At 60.7% G+C, this 23,247-nt stretch carries 22 protein-coding genes; 13 read left to right on the top strand and 9 right to left on the bottom strand.

The annotated features are described in order from the left end of the window. Positions 1-42 precede the first annotated feature (42 nt). Positions 43-2,205 (top strand): NAD-dependent DNA ligase LigA, encoded by a 2,163-nt coding sequence (gene ligA, locus AC2GXZ_RS05165; protein ID WP_483758028.1) that lies wholly within the window; start codon positions 43-45, stop codon positions 2,203-2,205. A gap of 110 nt (positions 2,206-2,315) precedes the next feature. After that, on the top strand, positions 2,316-2,774 hold the full coding sequence (locus AC2GXZ_RS05170) for a nuclear transport factor 2 family protein (RefSeq protein ID WP_483758029.1): 459 nt from the start codon (positions 2,316-2,318) through the stop codon (positions 2,772-2,774). A gap of 77 nt (positions 2,775-2,851) precedes the next feature. Here the strand turns inward: AC2GXZ_RS05170 and AC2GXZ_RS05175 are convergent, their stop codons facing one another. Beyond that, positions 2,852-3,403: a GNAT family N-acetyltransferase gene (locus AC2GXZ_RS05175; RefSeq protein WP_483758030.1), complete on the bottom strand. Its 552-nt coding sequence runs from the start codon at positions 3,401-3,403 to the stop codon at positions 2,852-2,854. Between the two features lie 274 nt (positions 3,404-3,677). On the opposite strand from AC2GXZ_RS05175, the gene AC2GXZ_RS05180 reads away from it, so the two are divergent. Further along, a complete protein-coding gene (locus AC2GXZ_RS05180; protein WP_483758031.1) occupies positions 3,678-4,277 on the top strand; it encodes a 3'-5' exonuclease in 600 nt (199 codons plus the stop codon). Positions 4,278-4,363: 86 nt separating this feature from the next. After that, positions 4,364-4,870: a CreA family protein gene (locus AC2GXZ_RS05185; protein WP_483758032.1), complete on the top strand. Its 507-nt coding sequence runs from the start codon at positions 4,364-4,366 to the stop codon at positions 4,868-4,870. A 79-nt stretch (positions 4,871-4,949) separates the two neighbouring features. On the opposite strand, the gene AC2GXZ_RS05190 is transcribed toward AC2GXZ_RS05185, so the two are convergent. Then, positions 4,950-5,417 (bottom strand): chemotaxis protein CheW, encoded by a 468-nt coding sequence (locus tag AC2GXZ_RS05190; protein ID WP_145636504.1) that lies wholly within the window; start codon positions 5,415-5,417, stop codon positions 4,950-4,952. A 189-nt stretch (positions 5,418-5,606) separates the two neighbouring features. On the opposite strand from AC2GXZ_RS05190, the gene AC2GXZ_RS05195 reads away from it, so the two are divergent. The 3 genes from AC2GXZ_RS05195 (at position 5,607) to AC2GXZ_RS05205 (ending at position 7,417) form a co-directional block, all read left to right on the top strand. Beyond that, on the top strand, positions 5,607-5,765 hold the full coding sequence (locus AC2GXZ_RS05195) for a hypothetical protein (protein WP_483758033.1): 159 nt from the start codon (positions 5,607-5,609) through the stop codon (positions 5,763-5,765). A gap of 94 nt (positions 5,766-5,859) precedes the next feature. Continuing rightward, positions 5,860-6,459 (top strand): SCO family protein, encoded by a 600-nt coding sequence (locus AC2GXZ_RS05200; protein ID WP_483758034.1) that lies wholly within the window; start codon positions 5,860-5,862, stop codon positions 6,457-6,459. Positions 6,460-6,538: 79 nt separating this feature from the next. Beyond that, on the top strand, positions 6,539-7,417 hold the full coding sequence (locus AC2GXZ_RS05205) for a 50S ribosomal protein L11 methyltransferase (protein ID WP_483758035.1): 879 nt from the start codon (positions 6,539-6,541) through the stop codon (positions 7,415-7,417). Positions 7,418-7,604: 187 nt separating this feature from the next. Here the strand turns inward: AC2GXZ_RS05205 and AC2GXZ_RS05210 are convergent, their stop codons facing one another. Next, positions 7,605-7,778 carry a hypothetical protein gene (locus AC2GXZ_RS05210; RefSeq protein WP_483758036.1) on the bottom strand — a complete coding sequence of 58 codons (174 nt, stop codon included), beginning with the start codon at positions 7,776-7,778 and terminating at the stop codon, positions 7,605-7,607. A 242-nt stretch (positions 7,779-8,020) separates the two neighbouring features. On the opposite strand from AC2GXZ_RS05210, the gene AC2GXZ_RS05215 reads away from it, so the two are divergent. Next, positions 8,021-9,856, top strand: a complete 1,836-nt coding sequence (locus AC2GXZ_RS05215; protein WP_483758037.1) for an aminopeptidase P family protein — start codon at positions 8,021-8,023, stop codon at positions 9,854-9,856. A gap of 6 nt (positions 9,857-9,862) precedes the next feature. On the opposite strand, the gene AC2GXZ_RS05220 is transcribed toward AC2GXZ_RS05215, so the two are convergent. The 3 genes from AC2GXZ_RS05220 to pncA form a co-directional block, all read right to left on the bottom strand. After that, the gene (locus AC2GXZ_RS05220; protein ID WP_483758038.1) at positions 9,863-10,198 is read right to left on the bottom strand and encodes an AzlD family protein; all 336 of its coding nucleotides are present in this window, start codon (positions 10,196-10,198) and stop codon (positions 9,863-9,865) included. Position 10,199: 1 nt separating this feature from the next. Further along, a complete protein-coding gene (locus AC2GXZ_RS05225) occupies positions 10,200-10,931 on the bottom strand; it encodes an AzlC family ABC transporter permease (RefSeq protein ID WP_483758039.1) in 732 nt (243 codons plus the stop codon). A 187-nt stretch (positions 10,932-11,118) separates the two neighbouring features. Further along, positions 11,119-11,745, bottom strand: a complete 627-nt coding sequence (gene pncA, locus AC2GXZ_RS05230; protein WP_483758040.1) for a bifunctional nicotinamidase/pyrazinamidase — start codon at positions 11,743-11,745, stop codon at positions 11,119-11,121. 169 nt (positions 11,746-11,914) lie between these two features. Here pncA and AC2GXZ_RS05235 point away from each other — a divergent pair, with 169 nt between their 5' ends. The 4 genes from AC2GXZ_RS05235 (at position 11,915) to AC2GXZ_RS05250 (ending at position 16,662) form a co-directional block, all read left to right on the top strand. Continuing rightward, positions 11,915-13,396, top strand: a complete 1,482-nt coding sequence (locus AC2GXZ_RS05235; protein ID WP_483758041.1) for a hypothetical protein — start codon at positions 11,915-11,917, stop codon at positions 13,394-13,396. A gap of 231 nt (positions 13,397-13,627) precedes the next feature. Further along, a complete protein-coding gene (locus AC2GXZ_RS05240; protein WP_483758042.1) occupies positions 13,628-14,851 on the top strand; it encodes a YeeE/YedE family protein in 1,224 nt (407 codons plus the stop codon). A gap of 231 nt (positions 14,852-15,082) precedes the next feature. Beyond that, positions 15,083-15,268, top strand: coding sequence for a hypothetical protein (locus AC2GXZ_RS05245; protein ID WP_483758043.1), 186 nt, complete (start codon positions 15,083-15,085; stop codon positions 15,266-15,268). Continuing rightward, positions 15,268-16,662: a DUF2778 domain-containing protein gene (locus tag AC2GXZ_RS05250; RefSeq protein ID WP_483758044.1), complete on the top strand. Its 1,395-nt coding sequence runs from the start codon at positions 15,268-15,270 to the stop codon at positions 16,660-16,662. Before AC2GXZ_RS05245 ends, AC2GXZ_RS05250 begins: the two co-directional genes overlap by 1 nt. A gap of 47 nt (positions 16,663-16,709) precedes the next feature. Here the strand turns inward: AC2GXZ_RS05250 and AC2GXZ_RS05255 are convergent, their stop codons facing one another. After that, complete coding sequence (locus AC2GXZ_RS05255; RefSeq protein WP_483758045.1) at positions 16,710-17,855, bottom strand: amidohydrolase; 1,146 nt, start codon at positions 17,853-17,855, stop codon at positions 16,710-16,712. A gap of 154 nt (positions 17,856-18,009) precedes the next feature. On the opposite strand from AC2GXZ_RS05255, the gene AC2GXZ_RS05260 reads away from it, so the two are divergent. After that, a complete protein-coding gene (locus AC2GXZ_RS05260) occupies positions 18,010-18,900 on the top strand; it encodes an alpha/beta hydrolase (protein ID WP_483758046.1) in 891 nt (296 codons plus the stop codon). Positions 18,901-18,954: 54 nt separating this feature from the next. Here the strand turns inward: AC2GXZ_RS05260 and AC2GXZ_RS05265 are convergent, their stop codons facing one another. Then, positions 18,955-20,400, bottom strand: coding sequence for a pyridoxal phosphate-dependent decarboxylase family protein (locus AC2GXZ_RS05265; RefSeq protein WP_483758275.1), 1,446 nt, complete (start codon positions 20,398-20,400; stop codon positions 18,955-18,957). Positions 20,401-20,591: 191 nt separating this feature from the next. Beyond that, complete coding sequence (locus tag AC2GXZ_RS05270) at positions 20,592-23,144, bottom strand: ATP-dependent helicase (RefSeq protein WP_483758047.1); 2,553 nt, start codon at positions 23,142-23,144, stop codon at positions 20,592-20,594. Between the last annotated feature and the right edge of the window lie 103 nt (positions 23,145-23,247).

Consider the following 23,247-nt stretch of genomic DNA (forward strand, 5'->3'; position numbering starts at 1 on the left):
CGGCGATTGCACTAGAACAGCGGTGAAGATGGAGATTCCCGCATGGCCGCCGATCAGACACCGATAAACACCCTGAACGAGCAGACCGCTGCCACTGAGCTGGAACGGCTGGCGCAGGCGCTTGCCCATCACGACGCGCTCTATCACGGCCAGGATGCACCGGAAATCTCGGATGCCGATTACGATGCGCTGAAGCGCCGCAACACGGCGATCGAGGAGCTGTTCCCCCAATTGATCCGCGCCGATAGTCCGTCGATCAAGGTCGGTGCGGCACCGCTGCCGACATTTGCGCAGATCACCCATTCTCGACCGATGCTGTCGCTCGACAACACGTTTTCCGACGAGGACGTCCGCGACTTTGTCGCGTCCGTCTATCGTTTCCTCGGCCAACTGCCGGATGATTCGATTGCCATTACCGCCGAACCGAAGATCGATGGCCTGTCCATGTCAATCCGCTACGAGGGCGGCATTCTGGTCAATGCGGCGACCCGCGGAGACGGCACGACGGGCGAGAATGTCACCGCCAATGTGAAGACGATCAAGGAGATCCCCAACCGGCTGCCGAAAGGTGTTCCTCCGGTCGTCGAGGTGCGCGGCGAGGTCTATATGGCCAAAAGCGATTTCCTGGCACTGAATGCCGAGATGGAGACGCAGGGCAAGCAGCTTTACGTGAACCCGCGCAACACGGCGGCAGGGTCATTGCGGCAGCTCGACGCGAAGGTGACGGAAAGCCGGAAGCTGAAATTCTTCGCTTATGCGTGGGGTGAGATTTCCGAACCGAACGACCTGCCGAAGACGCAGTACGAGATGGTGCAGACCTTCAAGGACTGGGGTTTTCCGGTGAACCCGTTGATGAAAAGGCTGAACTCGGTCGACGACATTCTTGCCCATTACCACGAGATCGGTCTTGCTCGCCCTGATCTCGATTATGATATCGATGGTGTCGTCTACAAGGTCGACCGGCTTGATCTGCAGGCACGGCTCGGTTTCCGTTCGCGTTCGCCGCGCTGGGCAACGGCGCACAAGTTTCCTGCCGAACAGGCGTTCACCACAGTCGAGAATATCGACATCCAGGTGGGCCGCACCGGGGCTCTGACGCCGGTGGCGCGGCTGACGCCGATCACCGTCGGTGGGGTCGTCGTCACCAATGCGACGCTGCATAATGCCGACTATATCGAGGGCATCGGCAATTCCGGCGAACGTATCCGCGAAGAGGACCACGATATCCGCATCGGCGATACAGTCATCGTGCAGCGGGCAGGGGATGTGATCCCGCAGGTGCTCGACGTCGTGATGGAAAAACGCCAGTCCGATGCGAAGAAATATGAATTCCCGACCAAATGCCCGGTTTGCGACAGCCATGCGGTGCGTGAAAAGAATGAAAAGACCGGCAAGCTCGATTCGGTGACGCGCTGCACAGGCGGTTTCGTCTGCCGGGCCCAGGCAACAGAACATCTGAAACATTTCGTCTCCCGCAACGCCTATGACATCGAGGGACTGGGCACCAAACAGGTAGATTTCTTCTTCGAGGCTGAGGATCCGGCGCTGCAGATCCGTACCGCGCCCGATATCTTCACGCTGAAAAAGCGGCAGGAGGCTTCGCCGCTGATGAAGCTCGAAAACATCGAAGGCTTCGGCAAGGTCAGCGTCAAGAAGCTGTTCGATGCCATCGATGAGCGGCGTTCGATTGCGCTCAACCGGTTCATCTATGCGCTTGGAATTCGCCATGTCGGCGAGACGACGGCAAAGCTGCTCGCTCGCCACTACGGCAGCTATGAGGCCTTCGACAAGGCCATGAAGGATGCTTCGTCACTCTCCGGTGACGCTTGGCAGGACCTGAACAATATCGAGGGGATCGGCGAGATCGTCGCCCGCGCCATCGTCGAGTTCTTCAAGGAACCGCGCAATCTCGATGTCATCGGGCGGTTGCTTGAGGAGGTGACACCGCAGGTCGCCGAACAGGTCGCGGCCTCCGACAGCCCGGTCGCGGGCAAGACGGTGGTGTTTACCGGATCGCTGGAAAGGTTCACCCGCGACGAAGCGAAGGCGAGGGCGGAAAGCCTTGGTGCCAAGGTTGCCGGTTCGGTGTCGAAAAAGACGGATTACGTCGTTGCCGGTCCCGGTGCCGGTTCCAAGCTCGACAAGGCGCGGGAACTCGGTGTCGAGGTGATGACCGAAGACGAGTGGCTTACCTTTATCGGCTGATAACATGCTGCCTCATCGGGGCTGGTAAAGCGAAGTTCATTTTCCAGCGACAGCGGAATTTGCATTTCTGGCAGGCAACCGTTCGTCATCAAACCAGCAGGAAAATACCGATGAGACATGTGCGTTTTGCAGTCGTTGCCGCCTTGGCGATGGCAGTGGCTGGACCGAGCCTTGCCCAGCAGCGGGCAGGGCAGTCGGTTCAGCAGCGCAACAAGGAAATCGTGCTCGATTTCTACGAGAAGGCACTGAACCAGAAGGATTTTGCTGCAGCCTCCGCCTATCTCGGCGCCTATACGCAGCATAATCCCAACGCTGCGGACGGACCGGAAGGATTGAAGGGGTTTCTTTCCTTCCTCAAGGAGAAATACCCGCAGTCGCATAGTGAGATCAAACAGGTGTTCACCGATGGCGATTACGTGATCCTGCATGTGTTTGCCGTGCGCGAGCCCGGCACGCGCGGCAATGCCATCGTCGACATCTTCCGCCTGAAGGACGGCAAGATCGAGGAACATTGGGATGCGGTCCAGCCGATCCCGGAAAAATCCGCCAACAACAATACGATGTTCTGAGATGGCTTTCCGCCACCGCCGCTCTCGATAATAAGGGAGCGCGGCGGTGGATCTAAAGGGCGGTGGTCACTCCGGTGTTACCCCACGGCCATGATGGTAAGACGTGCCATCGAAAAGGCATCGACATAACGACCGCCGCGGAAGGCGAAATCTTTGAGGACGCCCTCCGTGACGAAGCCGTTTTTTTCATAAAGCCGGATGGCCGGCTCATTGTCGGTAAACACGGTCAATTCCACGCGGCGCAGCCCCAGCCAGTTGTCGGCCACGTCGAGTGCCGCCTTCATCAGCGCCGATCCAACGCCACGTCCGGCGAAATCGTCATGCACGCCCATGCCGAGCGTGGCAACGTGTCGGCGCCGGCCAAGCATCGGGCCGAGGAATATGCTGCCGACGATCCGGCCGTCGAATTCGGCGACGATCTCCTTGCCACCCGGACCGAGCGTTTCCAGCCTTTGCCGCGTCTCGGCCACGGTTTGGAAAGGCAGGCGTAGCGTTCCATGGCGGCAGCCTGGCAGATTGACCAGTGCGGTCAGCGCTTCTGCATCATCCGGGCTGGCGGCACGGATTGTCAGCCTTTCCAATTTTTCGCCTCGGGGAGGATTTTCCTCGGGATCTTGCTGGATGTTCATCTTCGCTCTCTTCGGTTTTGCCGAGGCAGAGCGGTCCAATCCCGACCCTGCCGTATTGCGGCAGGGTGGTGGACGGATGATCGACTAACGCGCCAAACCCGCCACACGCCCTGCAAGGCGAATGGTCATGGTCCGATGGGTAAGGGCGACAACGTTGATCATGGAGACATTGGGCCATGAAGCAGTGTGAGGGTCAAGCTGCTGCATATGGCGGTTTTGCCGAATCACCCGGCCGGGCGTAAGAGCATTGGCGAATAACATCCGGGACCTTGCCTTGAAGACCATCGCCATCGATTTCGAAACCGCCAACGAGCAACGCGGTAGCGCCTGTTCGGTCGGACTTGCCTGGATCGAGGACGGCCATGTCGTGCGGGTCGAGGAGCGGCTGATCAGACCGAAGGATATGCGGTTTTCTTCATTCAATATAGGCATTCACGGAATTCGCCCCGAGCATGTCGAGGATGCCGGAGAATTTCCCGAGGTGATGGACGAGTTCGCCGACGATTTTGCCGGCGCGACGATGATCGCCCACAATGCCGCCTTCGATTTTTCCGTCTGGCGCGCCTGTCTCGACCAGTACCGGCAGAGCTATCCTGAACTTTCCTATGTCTGCAGCGTCAAGATGGCCCAAAGGGTATGGCCGCAGCTGATCTCGCACAAGCTCAATATCCTGGCGCAGCATCTGGGCTTGAGCTTCCTGCACCACAATGCCGCCGAGGATGCCGCCATCTGCGCGCAAGCTTCGATCGCCATTGCAAGGGAGTTGCGGGTGGCCGATATCAGCGACGTGCCGCGGGCGATCGGCATGCGCGCCGGACGGCTTTATGCCGGTGGCTACGATGCCTGCACCATGCGCAAGCTGCAGGCCGTATAAACGTCAAGATCGGACATCGTTCGCCTTGCAAGCCGCCTGCCGGGCCTTATCTCTGTCACGGATCGTTGACCGGAGATTTTGCCCCCATGACCAGCCTGCCTCGCCGCCTTATCCCATTTGCTCTTGCCGCGTCCGTCGCAGGTGTTGCGGCCTACCCTGCCTTGGCGGAGGTTGTCGGCGAGGTCGGTGTGGATTGGATCGGCAACGACATCATCGTCGAGGCGGTGCCGGACCCTGAAGTGAAGGGCGTGACCTGCCATGTGACCTATTTCGACCGCAGCATGATCGATCGGTTGAAGAATGGAAAATGGTTCGAGGACCCGTCCAACAATTCCATCGCCTGCCGCCAGACCGGACCGATCGAGATCGGCGACATCGATCTTGGCAAGGGCGGTGAAGAGGTGTTTCGGCAGGGCCGCTCGCTGATCTGGAAGGATCTCCTGGTCAAGCGCATCTATGACAAGACCAATGATACGCTGATCTATCTCGCCCATTCGCGGCAGGTCGTCGATGGCTCGGCAAAGATGGCGATCTCTACCGTGCCGCTTTACGGCCAGCAGGTGACATGGACGAAGGGAAAGCCGGCGCCGTGATTGCACGCCTGCAGACGCAGAAAAGCGGGGCTCATATGCGAACCCCGCTTTTGCAGACGGTAATGCCGTTTGGCTGAAATCAGGCGGCTTCGCGCGACAATTCGTCGGCGATGACGGTGTCGAGATTGAGGAAGCAGACCATGGTCTTTTCCAGCGCCACGATGCCACGGCAGAAGTCGCGCTGGGCTTCCGGAATGATTTCCGGTGCCGGCTGCAGGTCTTCGCTCTTGATGGTCATCATGTCGGAAACCTGCTCGACCAGAAGGCCAACCAGCTTGCCGGCGATATCGGTAACGATGATGGCGGAACGCTCGGACGGTTCTGTCATCTTCATGCCGAGGCGGCAGGCCATGTCGATGACCGGGATCACTGCGCCACGCAGGTTGATGAGGCCGAGAACGTAAGGCGGCGTATGCGGCATCGGCGTCACCGGAGCCCAACCGCGGATTTCGCGGATGGCCATGATGTCGATGCAGAATTCCTGGTCGCCCAGGTGGAACGAGACGATCTCGAGATAGGCCCCCGACTGCTTTATCGCATTGCTCATATCAGAACTCTTCCGGTTGGCTGAGAGGCCCAGGACACAGGGGCTTCAGGAATCATGTTGAAATGATCTTTGCCCTGCAGAAGTGAAAAACAGGTGAATCACAAAAAACAGTCGCCACAAGTCGCCTTGCTGCGACGTAAAGCGTGCGCCCAACTGTTCAGCCGGCGGCTATTCCGCTAGTATTCAGCCATGCAGACCATTCGAAACCCATCACCACGTCTACCGGCAACGATCGTGCTTGGTCTGTCAGCACTCGTGCTGCTGATGGTCGGGTTTGCCGGCTGGCTCAAATATGGCTCCGACATTCTGCTGGCCGCGGGCGAGACCGCACTGTCCTGGTGCTTCTGAACATCCATTCTCTTTCCACGCCATGGTGAATTGCGCCGATCGTGCAACGGCGGTATCGATGCAGCGCTGTTTGTCGGGTGAATGCGAGATTTGAATGAAAAGCCTTAGGATTGTGCTCTGGGTTGCAGCGGTCGCCCTTGCCGGCGTGCTTGTGTGGCTGACGCTGGAAGTGACGCGGCAGAAGCAGGATCTGGCCGAAGGGCCGTTCGGTGTGCCGTTCAAGCTCGTCGCCCAGGACGGACAGCCGATCACGGAGCAGGCGTTCCGCAACAAGCCGACGGCGCTTTTCTTCGGGTTCACCAATTGCCCGGAAGTCTGCCCGACGACGCTTTTCGAGTTGAACGGCTGGATGCACAAGGTCGATCCGGACGGCACGAAGCTCAACGGCTATATTGTCAGTGTCGATCCGGAACGGGATACGCCGGAGATCCTTGGCCAGTACGTCTCCAATGCCAGCGACCGCATCAAGGGGATTTCCGGTCCGCCGGCCGATGTGCTGGCCATGGTCAAGGGCTTCAGGGTCTATGCCAAGAAGGTGCCGGTCAATGCGGCGGATCCGAATGGCGACTACACGATGGATCACACGGCATCGGTCTTCCTGCTTGATCATGGCGGGCGTTTTGCCGGCACGATCGCTTATGGCGAAGATGCTGAAACGGCAGAAAAGAAGCTCGCCAACCTGATCAAGGGGTGATCTCGCCAAGCTTATTGGTTGAACGGTGACGGGCTTCTGTGGCAATGCTCCGCGCAATCATCAGCAAAGAGAGAAGACCGTGAGCGAGATCCGCCTCTACGTGACAGTGAACGAGCAGACGGCGCCCGACGTCCTCGATATCCTTTCGGATGTTTTCGGCGAGGAGGATATTGCCATCGCCACCACCGAGGTGGACGAGAAACGCAATATCTGGGAAGCATCGGTCTATATCATGGCCGACGAGGAAGAGGTCATTCGCGAACGGGTATCCGCAGCGCTGGCCGGGCCTTTTCCCGCGCTTGCGATCGAGCGCGAGGTGATCCCCGATGTAGACTGGATCGCCAAGTCGCTCGAGGGCCTCAAGCCGGTCCGCGCAGGCCGTTTCATCGTGCATGGCTCGCATGACCGCGACAAGATCCGCGAAAACGATATCGCCATCGAAATCGATGCGGGACAGGCTTTCGGCACCGGGCATCACGGCACGACGGCCGGCTGCCTCGAGGTGATCGACAAGGTCCTGCGGGCGCGTACCGTCCGCAACGCGCTTGATCTTGGAACCGGCAGCGGCGTCCTGGCGATCGCCGTTCGCAAGGTCAAGAAGATCCCGGTCCTGGCGACCGATATCGATCCGGTGGCGGTGACTGTCGCGCGGGAGAATGTGCGCCGCAACGGTATCGCGACCGGCATCCGGGTCGAGACCGCTGTCGGCTTTCACTCGCCTGCTTTCCGCGAGGAAGGACCATTCGATCTGATCATCGCCAACATCCTTGCCAAGCCGCTGATGAAGATGGCACCCGAGCTCGGCAATCATCTGACGGCCGGCGGTTCCGTCATTCTGTCAGGGATTCTTGCCGAACAGCGTTGGAAGGTGATTGCCGCCTACAAGGGGGCGGGCATGCGGCATCTTTCGACGATCTGGAGAAATGGCTGGGTGACCATGCATTTCACCAACCGGTGATGCGAAATTCAGGAATGCATTTAGCGCATGGCAGGGTGTATTTTCTCCGCTTGCCACAGGAAAAAGGCGGCGCTTAGAGCGCCGCCTTTTCAGGCTTTTCGGCCTGGAAACCCGCGAGCACGAGGGAGGATCTGCTCAAGCGGGTGTTTCTGCGTGAGGCGACCGAATGTCGTCGCCGCAATCATGATCAGAAAATGTAGGGCGTCGCGCCCTTGCGGCGGAGTTCTTCGCGGCTGGTGCCAAGGCCCTTCAAGGTCTGCTCGTCCAGGCTCAGCAGCGCGCCGTTGACGTAACGGGAAACCTGCTTCTCGCGAGCCGCAACCATACGGTTGATTGCGTTGCGGAATACTGAATTGGCCATGGACTTGATCCTTCGGGTTATTGCTTCGTCGCTCGGTATGGCTTGAATATAGAACTTCCTTAAATGCACAGTGAGTAGGCTTCGATCATTGGTGCTATGCATCTCGCGCATGAGTTGAATTGATCGGTGGCGAAAAATTTTGCATCGGCCGGAATATAAACCTTCAGTGCTGGGCTGGTGGCACCTCTGCCCAATCGCCTAACATCGGCCCCTATCGGAATCAGATCAGCGGACCGCCTTTCATGTTTCAGTCGTTCGACAACAAATCCTCTCCCCAATTTGGTCGCGAGCGCGTTGCCATGCTGCGTGGTCGCTTTGCCGATCTTGGCATAGATGGCTTTCTGGTGCCGCGTGCCGACGAATATCAGGGAGAATATGTTCCCGCATCTGCCGAGCGGCTGTCGTGGCTGACCGGCTTTACCGGGTCTGCCGGCATGGTGCTGGTGACGCAGAGCCAGGCAGTTGTGTTCGTTGATGGTCGTTACGTGACACAGCTTGCCGAGCAGGTCGATGGCCAGGTGTTCACCGCCGGAGACCTGGTTGGGGAACCGCCGCATCTGTGGCTCGGCAAACATGGAGCTCAGGGGTTTCGCCTCGGTATCGACCCGTGGCTGCATGGCGGCGCGGAGGTAAGACGGCTTGAAAAGGCGCTTGCCGAGATTGGCGGCAGCCTCGTTCTGCTTTCCGAAAATCCGCTCGATTCAGCTTGGACCGATCGTCCGGCCGAACCGCTTGGCGCTGTTGCGGTCCAACAGGACGCCTATGCGGGAAAGCCTGCGGCCGAAAAGATCGCCGGGATCGCCGGAGAGCTGAAGGCAAAGAAGATTGCCGCGGTGTTGATTGCCGATCCGTCGTCGGTTGCGTGGATCTTCAATATCCGCGGTGCCGACGTGCCGCATACGCCGCATCCACTGTCGCGGGCGCTGATCAGCGCTGACGGCAGGGCAGAACTTTTCATTGACGGGCGCAAGCTTGGTGCGGAGGTGCGCGCTCACCTGCAGGCGCTTGCCGCGTTGCAGGAGCCTGCGTCGCTGACAGAGCGTCTGGGATATTACGCCGCCGATGGCGGGCGGATTCTTGCCGATCCGGAACTGACGGCACTTGCGCTAACGCAGGCCATTCGCGATGCCGGCGGCGAGGTCGTCGAGGGGACGGACCCGGCCCGTCTGCCACGTGCGATCAAGAATGCCGTCGAACTTCGCGGATCCGCCGATGCGCATCTGCAGGACGGTGCTGCGATGGTCGAGTTTCTTTATTGGCTCGACCAGGCCAAACCCGGTTCGCTGACCGAGATCCAGACGGTTGAGGCGCTCGAGGCCGCCCGCGCGCGCGTCGGTCAGAACATGCAGAACCCATTGCGGGATGTATCGTTCGAGACAATCTCCGGCGCGGGCCCACATGGCGCGGTCATCCATTACCGGGTGACGAGCCAGAGCGACCGCGTGCTTGAGGAAGGCGATCTGTTCCTGATCGATTCCGGTGCGCAATATATCAACGGTACAACCGACATTACCCGCACGGTGGCGATCGGAGAGGTGGCGGAGGACCGCAAGCGGTTCTTCACGCTGGTCCTGAAGGGCATGATCGGGATCAGCACGGCGAAGTTTCCCAAGGGGACGCGCGGCTGCGACCTCGATCCGCTGGCCCGTATCGCGCTCTGGAAGGCCGGTGCCGACTTTGCCCATGGCACGGGGCATGGGGTCGGCTCCTATCTATCTGTGCATGAGGGGCCGCAGCGCATTTCGCGCCTGGCGACGCAGGAATTGCTGCCCGGCATGATCCTTTCCAACGAGCCGGGCTATTATCGGCCCGACGAATTCGGCATTCGCATCGAGAACCTGATTTTCGTGCGCGAGGCGGACGAGATCGAGGGCGGCGATATGCCGATGCGTTCGTTCGAAACGCTGACCTTCTGCCCGATAGATCGTCGTCTGGTCGTCCCGTCGCTGCTGACGGTCGAGGAACTGGATTGGCTGAATGCCTATCATGCGGCAGTGCGCGGCAAGATCATGCCGCTTCTGACAGAGGCGGCCATCCAGTCCTGGCTTGAAGCTGCGACGGCGCCGATCGCTGTCTAGATCGGTTTAGAGACCTAGCCCGAGACCGTGCCGGGCCGCCATCACCGCGGCCCAGCCGACCACGAGTATGGTCAGGCCCGGAAAGCGCAGGGCGACGAGAAAAGCCACGACCATGGCGATCTTGATATCCCACCCGCCGTTGACGAAGGGCGGAGCGACCAGCGTCGTCAGAACCGCAGCCGGGACGGCGTTGAGTGCCGATTCCAGCCGGGGCGGGATGCGCTTCATGCTCGCCATCAGCACATAACCGCCGATCCGCGTCATGTAAGTGGCAATGCCGGCGGCAATGATCAGGAAGAGCGTATGGCTGTCGATGGCCAACAGGCTTGGTTCTGGCTGCATCTCACATTGCCTCCTTTTCGAGGACGGAGACGTCCGGTTCCGGGTCCCGTATCGCCGGTGGCGGCAAGATTGCGGCAACGAGGATGCCGAGTGCGGCGCCCAGGCTGATATGCCAGGGTGACCCTACCAGATGATAGGCGATGACCGACCCGACCGCACCGGCAAGCATGACCGGCAAGAAATTGTGGCGAGAGCGGAAGCCCATCACAAGCCCGAGGAAATAGATCGGCAGCAGCACATCTATGCCAAGCGCTTTCGGATCGCCGATCAGCTTGCCGAAAAAGGCGCCGATGACTGTGTTGAGCACCCAGCCGACCCAGACGACTGCGCCCATCGCAAAATACCAGCGGAAGGTCACCGGCTCGCCGGCCTCGTCGCGCTTGACGGTTTCGGCGAATTGCGGATCGACGAGCAGGAAAAAGGCAAGCCAGCGGCGAAGCGGTGGAAAGCGACCGAGCACCGTTGCCAGTGCTGCCGAATATAGGATGTGGCGGAAATTGACGGCCAGTACCGACAGGACGATGATCCAGGCGGCGACGTGATGGCCGAAAAGTTCGATGCCGACCAACTGGCTGGCACCGCCATAAACGAGCGCGCTCATCAATGTGGCCTCAGCCAAGCTGAAGCCGTTATCAACGGCGATCGCGCCGAAAAGGATACCGAAGGGAGCGGAAGACAGGGCGACGATAAAACCCTTCTTCATGCCATCGACGATCTGTTGCCTGATTTCCATGTCGCTCTTCCGTCGCGCTTGCCTGACGAGGCAACGTTCAAGCGACCGCGACAAAAGCGGTGCATTACGGCGGAAGCCTCCCTGGTCCGCGCCTTTAGTCGCAAGCGGGGCGGCAGGCAAACGAATTGCATTGATTGGAATGATCGATTTTGATGAACGTTAAACCGCGGGAGCCGGTCTGCGCTTATCAGTCGGCAAGGATTTCCGTGCTGGTGACGACGCCGACGCCACGCGCCTGCATTTGCAAGATGGCGTCCGCGACGCCTTTCGGGTCAATCCCGCGGCTGGCGTCGGAGATGAAGCGGACAGCAATTTCGGGGAGCATGTCGCGGGCATCAAGCGCGGAGAACCTGACGCAATAATCGGTGGCGAGACCACAGACGTCGAGTTCGGTCACCTGCTGGGCCTTCAGATATCCGGCAAGCCCGGTCAGGGCCGCCTGATCGTTGTCGCGAAAGGCCGAGTAGCTGTCGACCGCAGGGTTCTCGCCCTTTTGCTGCACATAATCGATCTCGCCCGTTTCGAGGTCGGGATGGAACTCGGCATCATTGGTGCCCTGAACACAATGATCCGGCCACATCACCTGCGGTTGGCCTGAAAGCTCGCCCATGTCGAACGGTGCCTTGCCCGGATGCTGGGATGCAAAACTTCCATGGTTGGCCGGATGCCAGTCCTGCGAGGCGACAATGACGTCATATCCGCCATCGCGAATCAGCCTGTTGGCGATGGCCACGACCGAATCGCCGTCAGGAACGGGGAGGTTTCCTCCGGGGCAAAAACCGACCTGAATGTCGACCAAAAGCAGCGCCTTCATAAACTTCTCCCGCGGTTTTGACAGCAGAATGCCAAGAGGGGACGCTTCAATCAAGGAAATTATCAAGCCGATTCAGTGTCATCGCTGAAACAATAATGCGTATCTAAATTAGAAAGAGCTTATTAAGCATGTTGCGAAATGATTGGTTATCCGAATTGGAGGGGTCACCATGAAGCGCCTTGTCATTCCAGCAATTGCAATACCAGCCTCACTCCTTGCGGGGCTTTACAGTACGACCGCGCAGGCGCAGACCGCGCCGCTCGTCAACGTCTGCTCCGGCCTCAGCGTCGATCTCCCGGTGCTGCAGCCGATCGGAACGGGGCTGGGTGCACTGCTCAATCCGCTTTCATCGCTGATCGACCTCAACCTTACCGACGCCCTAAGCGGCAAGAATATCGGCCTCAATGTGCTGGATACCAACGGGCAGGCGGTCAACAGCGCCGATTGCGGACTGGCTACGGATCAAATCGACATCGACGACGCCAAAGGCATCTCGATGGGCGGCGGCAGCCTGACCGGTCTGGGCGGTGCCAACAATGCGGCATCCGTGGCGGGCGAAGTCAACTCGATCGCCATCGGCAATGGCGCAACGACAAGCGCATCCGCCACCAACTCGATAGCGCTTGGCCTTCGCGGCTCGGTGACGGCGGCGAACGGTGTCGCGCTCGGTGCGGATACGGAGGTGAGTGCCACCGGGGGCGTCGCTCTCGGTTCCGGCTCTGTCGCAGCGCGGTCCGGCATGGCTGGTGCTACCGAACTCTTCTCAGGGACGGCGGTCTCATCGACAGCCGGTGCGGTATCTGTCGGTGCAGCGGGCAGCGAACGGCAGATTACCAATGTTGCCGGCGGCACCGCCGCGACTGACGCGGTCAACGTCCGTCAGCTTAGCGCGGTGCGGAGCGAGATTTCGACCGGGCTCAACGAGGTGGCGATCTCGCTTGGCGGCGGATCTACATATAACAGCAATACCAACGTCTTCACCGGGCCGAGCTATACGCTGCGCGGCAATACCTATACCGATGTCAACACGGCGCTGCAGGCGATCAACTCCTTCATCGGCGGGGCCGGCACCAATGGCGCGCTGGCCGCCAACAACACCAGCGGCCTGGCCAACGCGGTGGCGACCGGTGGCGATGCGACCGCGATCGGTTACGGTTCGCGGGCAAGCTATTCCAACAGCACGGCCATCGGCCGTGGGGCTGCCACGACGCGGGCGGGCCAGATCATGATCGGCACGACGACCAATACCTACACAATGCCGGGTGTCACCTCGACAGCGAGCCGGGCAGCACAGAGCGGCCCGACCCAGGTTCTGACCACGGATGCTGCCGGTAACATTGCTTCGGCAAACCTTGACGTGAACCGGATCACTTCCGACATCACCAACCTGCGTGGAGATGTGTCCGACCTTCGCAAGGAAACGCGAAAGGGCATTGCGGCGGCGATGTCGATGACGGCGGCGCCGAAGCCTTCGGCTCCTGGAAAGACATCATGGTCCACCAATATCGCCGGTTACCGCGGCGAGATGGCGACGAGCTTTGCGGTCGCCCACATGTTCGACAGCAACTACCCGGTCATCTTCGATGCCTCGGTCGGTTATTCGCCGGGTGGCTCGGCCGGTGTACGCGTCGGTCTTTCGGGCGAATTCTAGTCGTCGCAGAAACGTCATTCACGGCCCCCTGACCGATCTGGTCCCCCCGCCGATCGGCCCGTTCCACTCCGCGCTCCCCCGCGGGGTGGAATGCTTTTGGCGCATGCCGCATTTCGCCGAAGCGGTGCAATCCGGAAATCTATTCTCAAATTCGCGAATGCAATTGAAAATCGTTACCTCGTCGCCGGACCGGAACACTCCTAGTTAAGACGGCAACAAGGAGCCAATCCAATGTCGCTTTCCTCTTCGCTTCGCTCCAGCGCGCCTACGGTCCCGCCGCTTGGAACGCCCGGTCTTTTTTCTCTCGCAGTGCTGGTTCTGGGCACTTTAGCCCTCGGCGCAATCTACGGCCCGGCACATGGTGCACTTTTCCTGATCGGCGGCGCGCTCGGTATTTCTCTCTACCACGCCGCCTTTGGCTTTACGTCGGCGTGGCGCGTGTTCATCTCGGAGGGCAGGGGCCGGGGCCTGCGGGTGCAGATGATCCTGCTCGCGCTCGCCGTCATCCTGTTCTTCCCGGCGCTCTCCAGCGGCACGCTGTTCGGACATGAAGTGCGCGGCAATATCTCGCCGGCCGGCGTCGGCGTCATCGCCGGAGCATTCATGTTCGGCATCGGCATGCAGCTTGGCGGAGGCTGCGCCTCTGGTACGTTGTTCACCGCCGGCGGCGGCAATGCGCGCATGTTCGTGACGCTGTTCTTCTTCATTGTCGGTTCCGTGCTCGGCACCGTGAATTTCGACTGGTGGGTCAGCCTGCCGTCGCTGCCGCCGACAGCTTTGTTCCAGAGTTTCGGTCTGGTCGGCGGCATCGCGCTTTCGCTTGCCATTTTCGCAGCCATTGCCGCCATTACCGTCGTTGTCGAGAAAAAGCGCAACGGCGCGCTTGAACAGGCGCCGCCTTCACCGCGTCATGGGCTGGCCCGTTATCTGCGCGGGCCCTGGCCGCTGGTATTCGGTGCGGTTGCGCTGGTCGTTCTCAATTATGCGACGCTTGCGATCGCCGGCCGGCCCTGGGGAATTACCTCTGCCTTCGCGCTGTGGGGTGCCAAATGGGCACAGATGATCGGCATCGATCCGACCGCATGGGCCTATTGGCAGCAGCCGGGCAATGCCAAGGCGCTGCAGCAGAACGTCTTTGCGGATGTCACTTCGGTGATGGATTTCGGTATTATCGCCGGCGCGATGCTGGCGGCAGCGCTTGCCGGAAAATTTGCCCCGAGCCTCGACATTCCCTGGCGATCCGTTCTGGCCGCCGCCGTCGGCGGACTGCTGCTCGGTTATGGTGCGCGAATCGCCTATGGCTGCAATATCGGGGCTTATTTCTCCGGAATAGCCTCGGGCAGCCTGCATGGATATCTCTGGGCCGTCGCTGCCTTCGCCGGCAATATCATCGGCGTTAAGCTGAGGCCGTGGTTTTTTAACGAACGTCGGGTGATCCGCGGAACGGATGGCTGACGGAAAAAATATCAAGCGGGGGCTGGCGATGATCTCGCCAGCCTTCCTTTTGTCCGCCGCTTTGGCGCGTCTCACAGTGCCGCATGCCGTGCAAAAATCTCGGCCTTGCCTTGAATTGCCGGCCTTTTGTCGCTAAACAGCAACAGTCGTCGACTTGACCTGCCTTAATCTTCGAGGCCAGAAACACAGCCTCGCCGCATTTCGGCTAAACTTCCGACGGCATGCGCTTTTATGAGCGCCATCGAAATTGATCGGGGCGGCGTAAAGATATTGGTTACCATAATCGTTCATTCTCTGAACCATTCGAAGAACGGTGCGGAGCGGGTGAAATCCGTTTCAAGCGACCGTTCGGATCTGGCAGGCAAGGCGCTTGATGTCGCCCTTGCCGTGATGAGTAACGGTTCGGGTAACGAGTGATGGTGCGTAAGATCGAAACCTCCACAAAACGGAACAAGGTCTCGAAGCGACCGGCGAAGCGTAAGCACGGGCGCTCCATTTTTGCCAACATGGCGATCGGCATCGGGTTGACGGCATCGGCGCTGATCGGCGCATCGGTTGTCACCATGGCGACCGCCGTGAAGCCGGTAAAGGATGTCCGGTTCCAGACTGCGCTTCTTGCGCCTGTTGCCGGCGGCGATCACCTGACGCGGGACCGCAGCGAACGAGCGCTGGAGATTTCCAAGTTCTCGAGATTGAGAGGGCAGGCGTCCATCGATCCGAAGAGTGGCCGCCTCGCTGGTGCCGAGACCGCGGCGCTCGCAGCGCTGCGTCCCGAGACATCGACCGTGTCCCAGGCGCTTCACCACGCCATGGCGAAGGCCGCCCGCAATGACGACAGTGAGCGGCAGTTTGCAGCGCTTGCCAGCCATCGTCCGACCGAAGCCTCGATCCGCTCCGTGCTCGGTGAAGCAATGGCCGGGCTGGTGGTCGTTGCACCGCGTGGCGACGAGGCAATGCCCGACCTGATCCAGGACGCGCAGAATGTTGCCTCGGTCAACGACCTGAAGCACATGAAGCCGGTCGAAATGGCCTCTGTCGAAACGTCGGACGCTGATGACGGCGCCGACGACAGCCAGGCGCCTGAAATTACGCAGAACATCGTTGCACTCGCGGCGCCGACGGAAAGCTATGCCTTGCCGAAGGCTGGCCCGTTGCCGGTCCTGCGTCCGGCTGCAGGCTTGCGCGCCGATGACGACAAGCCGCCGATCCGCGGCAATGCACTGGCGGCGATCGCCTCTGTCGCACCGCAGAAGCCTGCCAAGGACGACGACAAGCCGACCGTGCTTGCCTTTGCCAAGCCGGACAATCCAATGCGGGCGGAGCCTGAAAGCCCGTCTCAGCCCTCGCCGAAATGGCCGGGTATCGGTACCAAGGTCGCGATCTACGACATTACCAACGGTGTCGTGCATCTTCCAAACGGCACCACGCTCGAAGCGCATTCCGGCATCGGCAACATGCGCGACAATCCGAAATTCACTCATGTGCAGATGCGTGGCCCGACGCCGCCTGGGACCTACAAGCTGTCGATGCGCGAATCGCTGTTCCACGGCGTTGCCGCCATTCGCCTGACGCCGGTCGACGGCAAACCGCCTCAGGGCCGTACCGGGCTCCTCGCACACAGCTTCCTGCTTCGGGTCCGTGGCGATTCTCACGGCTGCGTGGCGTTTGCCGAATATCCCCGCTTCCTCAAGGCCTTCCAGCAGGGCGAGATCACCCACATGATCATCGTCAACAAATGGGACGGCAAGCGCCCCGGTTCGGGGTCCGGCGGCGGCTTCATGGCCAAGCTGTTCGGCAATAACGACGCCTGAACCTGATGAGGAGCCCTTGAGGCTCCTCTTTCTTTTCGAGATCTCGTTCAGCCGAGCGTATTGCGGACGGCGCGCAGGAAGATCCTGGCGCCGATCGGGATCAGGTCATCCGGGAAATCATAATTGGGATTGTGCGGCGCCGGGTGATTTTCACCGGCACCGAGAAACAGCATTGCCGACTTGGAGACAGAGCCGAACCGGCCGAAATCCTCGGATGCGCGAAATCCCTCTCCCGGTTCATGGCTGATGCCTTCCGCATCCATTGCCGCCCGCAGGATCGAGGTTGCGTCGGGGTCATTAACGCAATGGCCGAATACTTCCTGATAGCCGATCTCAACCGTCAACCCGTTTGCTTCGGCGGCTTCGCTTGCCATCGCCTCTGCCTTGGCCACCAAGGCCGCCATCTGGTCGTCGGTCGAGGTGCGCAGGGTTGCCCAGATTTCGGCATAACCGGGAGCGACACCGACGGTCGGTTCACCCATCACCGCATGGGTGACGGTCGTGCGCACGAGATCACCAGTCGAAACGGTGCCGCTGGCCAGGGCATTGAGGGCCGGCATCAGTTGCGCCACGGCGCCTGCCGGAGAGGTGCCGGTCTCGGGATAGGCTGCATGGGCCGTCTTGCCGGTAAGGGCGATCCTGATGCCGCGGGAGGCGCAGTTGGCCGGCCCCTCCTTCAGCCAGACATGGCCGAAAGGCACGCCGGGCATGTTGTGAAGTGACAGGCTGTAGTCGGGTGTCAGCGCGGCAAATTTCTCGTCGGCCAGGACCGCTTCGGCGCCGGCTCCGTTTTCTTCCGCCGGCTGGAACAGCAGGATGGCGCGGCCGGTCTTCGGTCGGTCGCGGCCGAGTGCGCGTCCAACGGCTGCAAGTGTCGCCATATGTCCGTCATGGCCGCACATATGGCTCTTTCCCGGTATTTTGGACTTGTAATCCGGCACGCCCAGTTCCTCGATCGGCAGGGCGTCAAGTTCGGCGCGGATCATCACCGAGGGACCGGCCTTACCACTATCGTAGATCATCGCCACGCCCGTGCCGCCGAGGCCTTCGACGATCACGTCCGGGCCGGTATCCTTCAGAAATCGTACGACTTCTTTCGCTGTCTCGATTTCCTCGCCAGAAACCTCCGGCATGGTGTGAAGGCGCCGGCGCCATTCGGTGAGTTCGACGATGTCGTGATTGGTAAGGGACATGCAGTTGCTCCGTGGGATCGGCTTTGTCATTCAGACGTAGAGGAGAGGTTTGAAGCGAGCAATGCGACGTGACAATTCAGCGGCCTGAAATTTTCCTGCAACAAATGCGGCCCAGATGCTGTTTCTTCGATATTCTCGTGAAAGCGAACAAATCATGTCAGGCATTGGCGATATCCTCTCCCTGTCGATCCGTCTGGTCGGGACGGCTGCAGTGATCCTTACGGCAGCGATGGTGCAGCCGAGCGCGGCGCAATCCGATCGTGGACAGGGTGGAACAGGATCTGTTGCCGGCATCAGGATCGAACGGGATATCGCTTATGGCCCCGAACCGGCGCAGCGGATGGATGTCTATATGCCGGCCAAAACCGGAAAGGCTCCGATCATCGTGATGGTGCATGGTGGCGCCTGGGCCTTCGGCTCGAAATCGGCCCATGGCGTGGTCGACAACAAGGTGGCGCACTGGCTGCCCGAAGGGGTCATCTTCGTGTCGGTGGAGACACGCCTCGCGCCGCAGGCCGATCCGTTGCAGCAGGCAAGCGACGTCGCTGCCGGTTTGGCAAAGGTGCAGCGCGATGCCGCGATCTGGGGTGGAGATGCGTCGAAGATCGTGTTGATGGGGCATTCTGCCGGTGCGCATCTTGTGGCGCTGGTATCGGCCGATCACACCATTGCCCGAAAGGCTGGTCTAAAACCATGGGCCGGGACGATAGCGCTGGATAGCGCGGCCTATGACGTCACCAACATCATGGAGCAGCCCAATCATCCAAGGTTGTATGACCGTGCGTTCGGCAGCGATCCACGTTTCTGGACCGCCGTCTCGCCGGCCCGGCAATTAAAGGGAGGGATGCCGCCGATGCTGCTGGTCTGCTCCAGCCTTCGCAGCGTCTCCTGCCCGCAAGCAGAGGCATTTGCAGTCAAGGCAGGGACAAATGTCGAGGTGCTGCCCGTGCCGCTGCGACATGGGCAGATCAACAGCCAGCTCGGCGCCGATAACGATTATACGCGAAGGGTAGACCGGTTTTTGCAGTCGCTCGGCATGCCGTAACGGTTTCAGAGGGTCTCCAGAACCATTGCTCCCGAGCCGAGCCCCGGTGCCGGACTACTCCGGTCGACGATCCACCGCGCGTTCCAGGGCGTCGATGAGGATATCCATGTCGGCCTCGGTGGTACGATGGTTTACCAGCGCGCAGCGAATGACGAGTTCGCTGTCGATCGTCGTCCATGACGGCGCGACTAAACCTTCCTCCTGCAGATCCAGGACGATTTCCCGCACATAGGCCGAGTTCTTGCCGACAATGCCGAAGCAGACGATGTTGAGTGCGACCGGTGCTTTCAGCGCAAAAAGCGGATGGGTGGCGATGCGGCTTTCCAGATAGCGGGCGACGGCGCAACTGTTGGCAATTGCTGCGCCGATCTTCTGCGTGCCAAGGGTCGAAAGCGTCATCCAGGTTTTCAATGCGCGAAAACCTCGGGAGAGATCCGGGCCGAGATCGCAGGGCCACGTATCGCCGGCGGCAAGGCCGCGATCGGAACGCTGCAGATAGGCGGCGGGCTGGGCGAAGGTGCGCTTTTGAACCGCCTGGTCGCGTACGAGAAGGAAACCGGCATCGTAGGGGACCTGGCCCCATTTGTGGAAATCAAGCGCAATCGAGTGCGACTGCTCGATGCCCGAAAAGCGCGGCCGTAATTCCTCCGACATCACGGCAAGCGCGCCGATCGCACCATCGACATGGAACCAGAGTTTTTCCGCAGCGGCGATTTCGGCGATCTCGGAAAGCGGATCTATGGCACCCGTATTGACCGTGCCGGCAGTGCCGACGACGAGGAAGGGCAGGTTGCCTTCCGCGCGGTCGGCGTCGATCATCAGCTTCAGCTGTGGGATCATCATGCGGCCGTCGGCATCAACGGCGACCATGCGCAGATTGGACGACCCTATGCCGGAAAGCTGCATGGCCTGGGCGATGCAGCCATGAGCCTCTGCCGAAGTGTAGGCGACAAGCTGGCGGTCTGCGGCGCGAAGGCCGTCGACGCGGCTTTCGACACCGATGGCCTGCGTCTTGGCGATGGTAACGGCGAGGAAATTCGCCATCGACGAGCCGGTGACGAACAGGCCGCTTGCGGTTTCCGCATCGTAACCCAGCATCTCGCTCATCCAGCGGGCGACCTGTTTTTCGACATCGATGCCGACATGATCGCGGCCACCGCAATTCATGTTGAGCCCGGCTGCCACCATTTCCGCCACCATGCCGACCGGCGTGCCGCCGCCATGCACCCAGCCCATGAAACGTGGATGCAGATTGCCCGTCGCATAGGGCATGATGTGGTCGCGGACATCGGAGAGAACGTCGCCGAGATCACGCGGCGCTTCGGGCAAGGACTGGCGGAAATGCCTCCGGTTCTCATCCGGCTGCGGCCGCCAGAGCGGGTTTTCGCGGACGGAGGCGATATGGGAGATGACGTCGTCAAGCATCGCGTGGGCGTCTTCGCGGAAGGCGACCCAGTCGGCGGGGTCGAGATGTGCCGTGCGGCGATCCGTGGCGGCCATTTCGGTCGGCTTGAGCGGCTGCGGACAGTTGGCCTTGGCCATGGGGAGCTCCGAGAATTGGGAGGACTGCCGTGACCGGGTAAACTTCGGTCATCGACGATCATTGTCTCGTTTCTCGACCTGCCTGCTTGCGCGGGGCTGGTGGAAAGCTATCGGTCCAACAAGTCAGGCCGAAAGCCTTAGCTGCGCTTTTACCCCGCCTTCTCGACGAACCCGTCCAGCACGCGTTTCTGTCCCGCCCGGTCGAACTCGATCGTCAGCTTGTTGCCCTCGACGCCGGTGACGTTGCCGTTGCCGAACTTGATGTGGAAGACACGGTCGCCGACGGCAAATTTCGACGGCGTGTCGGCTACCGACTTTGCCACCAGTTCACCGTCGATCGTGCGGCCGCGCGGGCCGCTTTCTCCGTAACCGATGCGTTCCACCGCGTGGCCGGAGCGGCTGCCCCAGTTGTCACGCGTCGCGTCGGTCTTGTTGGCCTGGGCGCGTTTCCAGCCGGGGGTCGAATAGGAATTGGCAAAGGGTTCGGCCTTGTCGAAGCGCGACTGGCCATAACCACCGCGTCCACCATAACCGCCATAATTCGACGAATCCGATGCTGCGACATCGACATGGCTTGGCGGCAGTTCTTCGAGGAAGCGGGATGGCATGGTCGACTGCCACAGGCCGTGGATGCGGCGGTTGGAGACGAACCAGATGTGGCAGCGGTGTTTTGCGCGAGTGATGCCGACATAGGCGAGGCGGCGTTCTTCCTCGAGACCCGAGCGGCCGCCCTCGTCCAGCGCGCGCTGGTGCGGGAACAGGCCTTCCTCCCAGCCGGGTAAGAAGACGGTATCGAATTCCAGCCCCTTGGCCGAATGCAGCGTCATGATCGAGACGGCATCCATGTTCTCGTTCTGCTCCGCATCCATGACCAGCGAGACATGTTCGAGGAAGCCGCGCATCGACTCGAAGGCCTCCATCGAGCGGATCAGTTCCTTGAGGTTGTCGAGCCTTCCGGGGGCTTCCGCCGACTTGTCGTTCTTCCACATGTCCGTATAGCCGGCCTCTTCGAGGATCTGTTCGGCCAATTCGGTATGGGGAATCGATTCAAGGCGTTCCTGCCAGTTCCTGAAGTTCTGCGTGACATCGAACAGAGCCTTCCGGGCCTTCGGCTTCAATTCGTCGGTTTCGACGATATCGGTTGCCGCCTGCAGCATGGGGATGTCGCGGGCACGGGCATAGTCATGCAGGTAACGCACTGTCGTGTCGCCAAGGCCGCGCTTCGGCGTGTTGATGATCCGCTCGAAGGCCAGATCGTCGGCCGACTGGCAGACCAGGCGGAAATAGGCCATGGCATCGCGGATCTCGAGCCGCTCGTAAAAGCGTGGACCGCCGATGACGCGGTAGTTGAGGCCGAGCGTGACGAAACGGTCTTCGAATTCGCGCATCTGGAACGAGGCGCGCACAAGGATCGCCATGTCGTTCAGCGCGTGTTTCCTGCCATCATTACCGCCGCGCTGCAGCCTCTCGATCTCCTCGCCGACGGCGCGGGCTTCCTCTTCGCTGTCCCAGGCGGCGTGAACGATGACCTTTTCATCATCGGGATCGACGCGGTCGGTGAACAAGGTCTTGCCGAGGCGACCTTCGTTATGGGCGATCAGATGGCCGGCGGCGCCGAGAATATGCTCGGTGGAGCGATAGTTGCGCTCCAGCTTGATCACCTTGGCGCCGGGGAAATCCTTTTCGAAGCGCAGGATGTTGTCCACCTCGGCACCACGCCAGCCATAGATCGACTGGTCGTCGTCGCCGACGCAGCAGACATTCTGCGGCACGCCCTTGGGGCGCTGGGCCAGCAGGCGCAGCCACATATACTGTGCCGTATTGGTATCCTGATACTCGTCGACCAGGATGTAGCGGAACCTCTGGTGATATTCCTTGAGCAGATCCGGCGTCTTGCGAAAAAGCGCGATCGGATGCAGCAGGAGATCGCCGAAGTCGCAGGCATTCAGCGTGCGCAGCCGTGCCTGATAGGCGGCATAAAGTTCGCGGCCCTTGCCGTTGGCAAATGCGCGGGCGTCGCCTTCTGGAATATCCTGCGGCAGAAGCGCCTTGTTCTTCCAACCGTCGATCATGCCGGCGAACTGTTTTGCCGGCCAGCGCTTGTCGTCCAGACCTTCGGCCTGGATCAACTGCTTGATCAGGCGGATGACGTCGTCCGTGTCGAGAATGGTGAAGTCGGAGCGCAGGCCGACCAGTTCCGCATGGCGACGCAGGATCTTGACGCCGATCGAGTGGAAGGTGCCGAGCCATGGCATGCCTTCGACGGCACCGCCGACGAGAACGCCGATGCGCTCCTTCATCTCGCGGGCCGCCTTGTTGGTAAAGGTGACGGCGAGGATCTGGCTGGGGTAAGCCCGGTTGGTTTCGAGAATATGGGCGATGCGGGTGGTCAGCACACGGGTCTTGCCAGTGCCCGCGCCGGCGAGGACCAGAACCGCACCGTCGAGTGTTTCCACCGCCTCGCGCTGTTCCGGATTGAGGCCCGACAGATAATCGGGGGCAGGGCGTGCTCCGTCGCGCGCGGCCATTGCACGGGCGGCAATGCCCAGGCCCGTCTGCGGTGCATTTCGGGGGGCATCCTGGGCCCTGTCCGGTGCGCCCACCGATGCTCGCTGCGGGCGGTCGCCAGCCGGCTGCTGCTTGCGAGGCGCGTGTTCCGGTTCTTCATCGAAGAACGGAATATCGTCGAAACTGTTATTCATGCGGCCAATGTAGTGATTCGAGGCCGAAAGGCCAGATCATGTTCACTTTTCATTCCAGTTATTGCCGCTCATTTTCTTCATTCGTGGTGGTTGCCGGGCTTCG

The sequence above is a fragment of the Aliirhizobium sp. YIM B11859 genome, from assembly GCF_057163345.1.

What these genes read in the sequence shown, in the direction of transcription:
- ligA (WP_483758028.1), top strand. Translation starts at nt 43, where the DNA reads ATGGCCGCCGATCAGACACCGATAAACACCCTGAACGAGCAGACCGCT.
- AC2GXZ_RS05170 (WP_483758029.1), top strand. Translation starts at nt 2,316, where the DNA reads ATGAGACATGTGCGTTTTGCAGTCGTTGCCGCCTTGGCGATGGCAGTG.
- AC2GXZ_RS05175 (WP_483758030.1), bottom strand. Translation starts at nt 3,403, where the DNA reads ATGAACATCCAGCAAGATCCCGAGGAAAATCCTCCCCGAGGCGAAAAA.
- AC2GXZ_RS05185 (WP_483758032.1), top strand. Translation starts at nt 4,364, where the DNA reads ATGACCAGCCTGCCTCGCCGCCTTATCCCATTTGCTCTTGCCGCGTCC.
- AC2GXZ_RS05190 (WP_145636504.1), bottom strand. Translation starts at nt 5,417, where the DNA reads ATGAGCAATGCGATAAAGCAGTCGGGGGCCTATCTCGAGATCGTCTCG.
- AC2GXZ_RS05195 (WP_483758033.1), top strand. Translation starts at nt 5,607, where the DNA reads ATGCAGACCATTCGAAACCCATCACCACGTCTACCGGCAACGATCGTG.
- AC2GXZ_RS05200 (WP_483758034.1), top strand. Translation starts at nt 5,860, where the DNA reads ATGAAAAGCCTTAGGATTGTGCTCTGGGTTGCAGCGGTCGCCCTTGCC.
- AC2GXZ_RS05210 (WP_483758036.1), bottom strand. Translation starts at nt 7,778, where the DNA reads ATGGCCAATTCAGTATTCCGCAACGCAATCAACCGTATGGTTGCGGCT.
- AC2GXZ_RS05215 (WP_483758037.1), top strand. Translation starts at nt 8,021, where the DNA reads ATGTTTCAGTCGTTCGACAACAAATCCTCTCCCCAATTTGGTCGCGAG.
- AC2GXZ_RS05220 (WP_483758038.1), bottom strand. Translation starts at nt 10,198, where the DNA reads ATGCAGCCAGAACCAAGCCTGTTGGCCATCGACAGCCATACGCTCTTC.
- AC2GXZ_RS05225 (WP_483758039.1), bottom strand. Translation starts at nt 10,931, where the DNA reads ATGGAAATCAGGCAACAGATCGTCGATGGCATGAAGAAGGGTTTTATC.
- pncA (WP_483758040.1), bottom strand. Translation starts at nt 11,745, where the DNA reads ATGAAGGCGCTGCTTTTGGTCGACATTCAGGTCGGTTTTTGCCCCGGA.
- AC2GXZ_RS05235 (WP_483758041.1), top strand. Translation starts at nt 11,915, where the DNA reads ATGAAGCGCCTTGTCATTCCAGCAATTGCAATACCAGCCTCACTCCTT.
- AC2GXZ_RS05240 (WP_483758042.1), top strand. Translation starts at nt 13,628, where the DNA reads ATGTCGCTTTCCTCTTCGCTTCGCTCCAGCGCGCCTACGGTCCCGCCG.
- AC2GXZ_RS05245 (WP_483758043.1), top strand. Translation starts at nt 15,083, where the DNA reads ATGAGCGCCATCGAAATTGATCGGGGCGGCGTAAAGATATTGGTTACC.
- AC2GXZ_RS05250 (WP_483758044.1), top strand. Translation starts at nt 15,268, where the DNA reads ATGGTGCGTAAGATCGAAACCTCCACAAAACGGAACAAGGTCTCGAAG.
- AC2GXZ_RS05255 (WP_483758045.1), bottom strand. Translation starts at nt 17,855, where the DNA reads ATGTCCCTTACCAATCACGACATCGTCGAACTCACCGAATGGCGCCGG.
- AC2GXZ_RS05260 (WP_483758046.1), top strand. Translation starts at nt 18,010, where the DNA reads ATGTCAGGCATTGGCGATATCCTCTCCCTGTCGATCCGTCTGGTCGGG.
- AC2GXZ_RS05265 (WP_483758275.1), bottom strand. Translation starts at nt 20,400, where the DNA reads ATGGCCGCCACGGATCGCCGCACGGCACATCTCGACCCCGCCGACTGG.
- AC2GXZ_RS05270 (WP_483758047.1), bottom strand. Translation starts at nt 23,144, where the DNA reads ATGAATAACAGTTTCGACGATATTCCGTTCTTCGATGAAGAACCGGAA.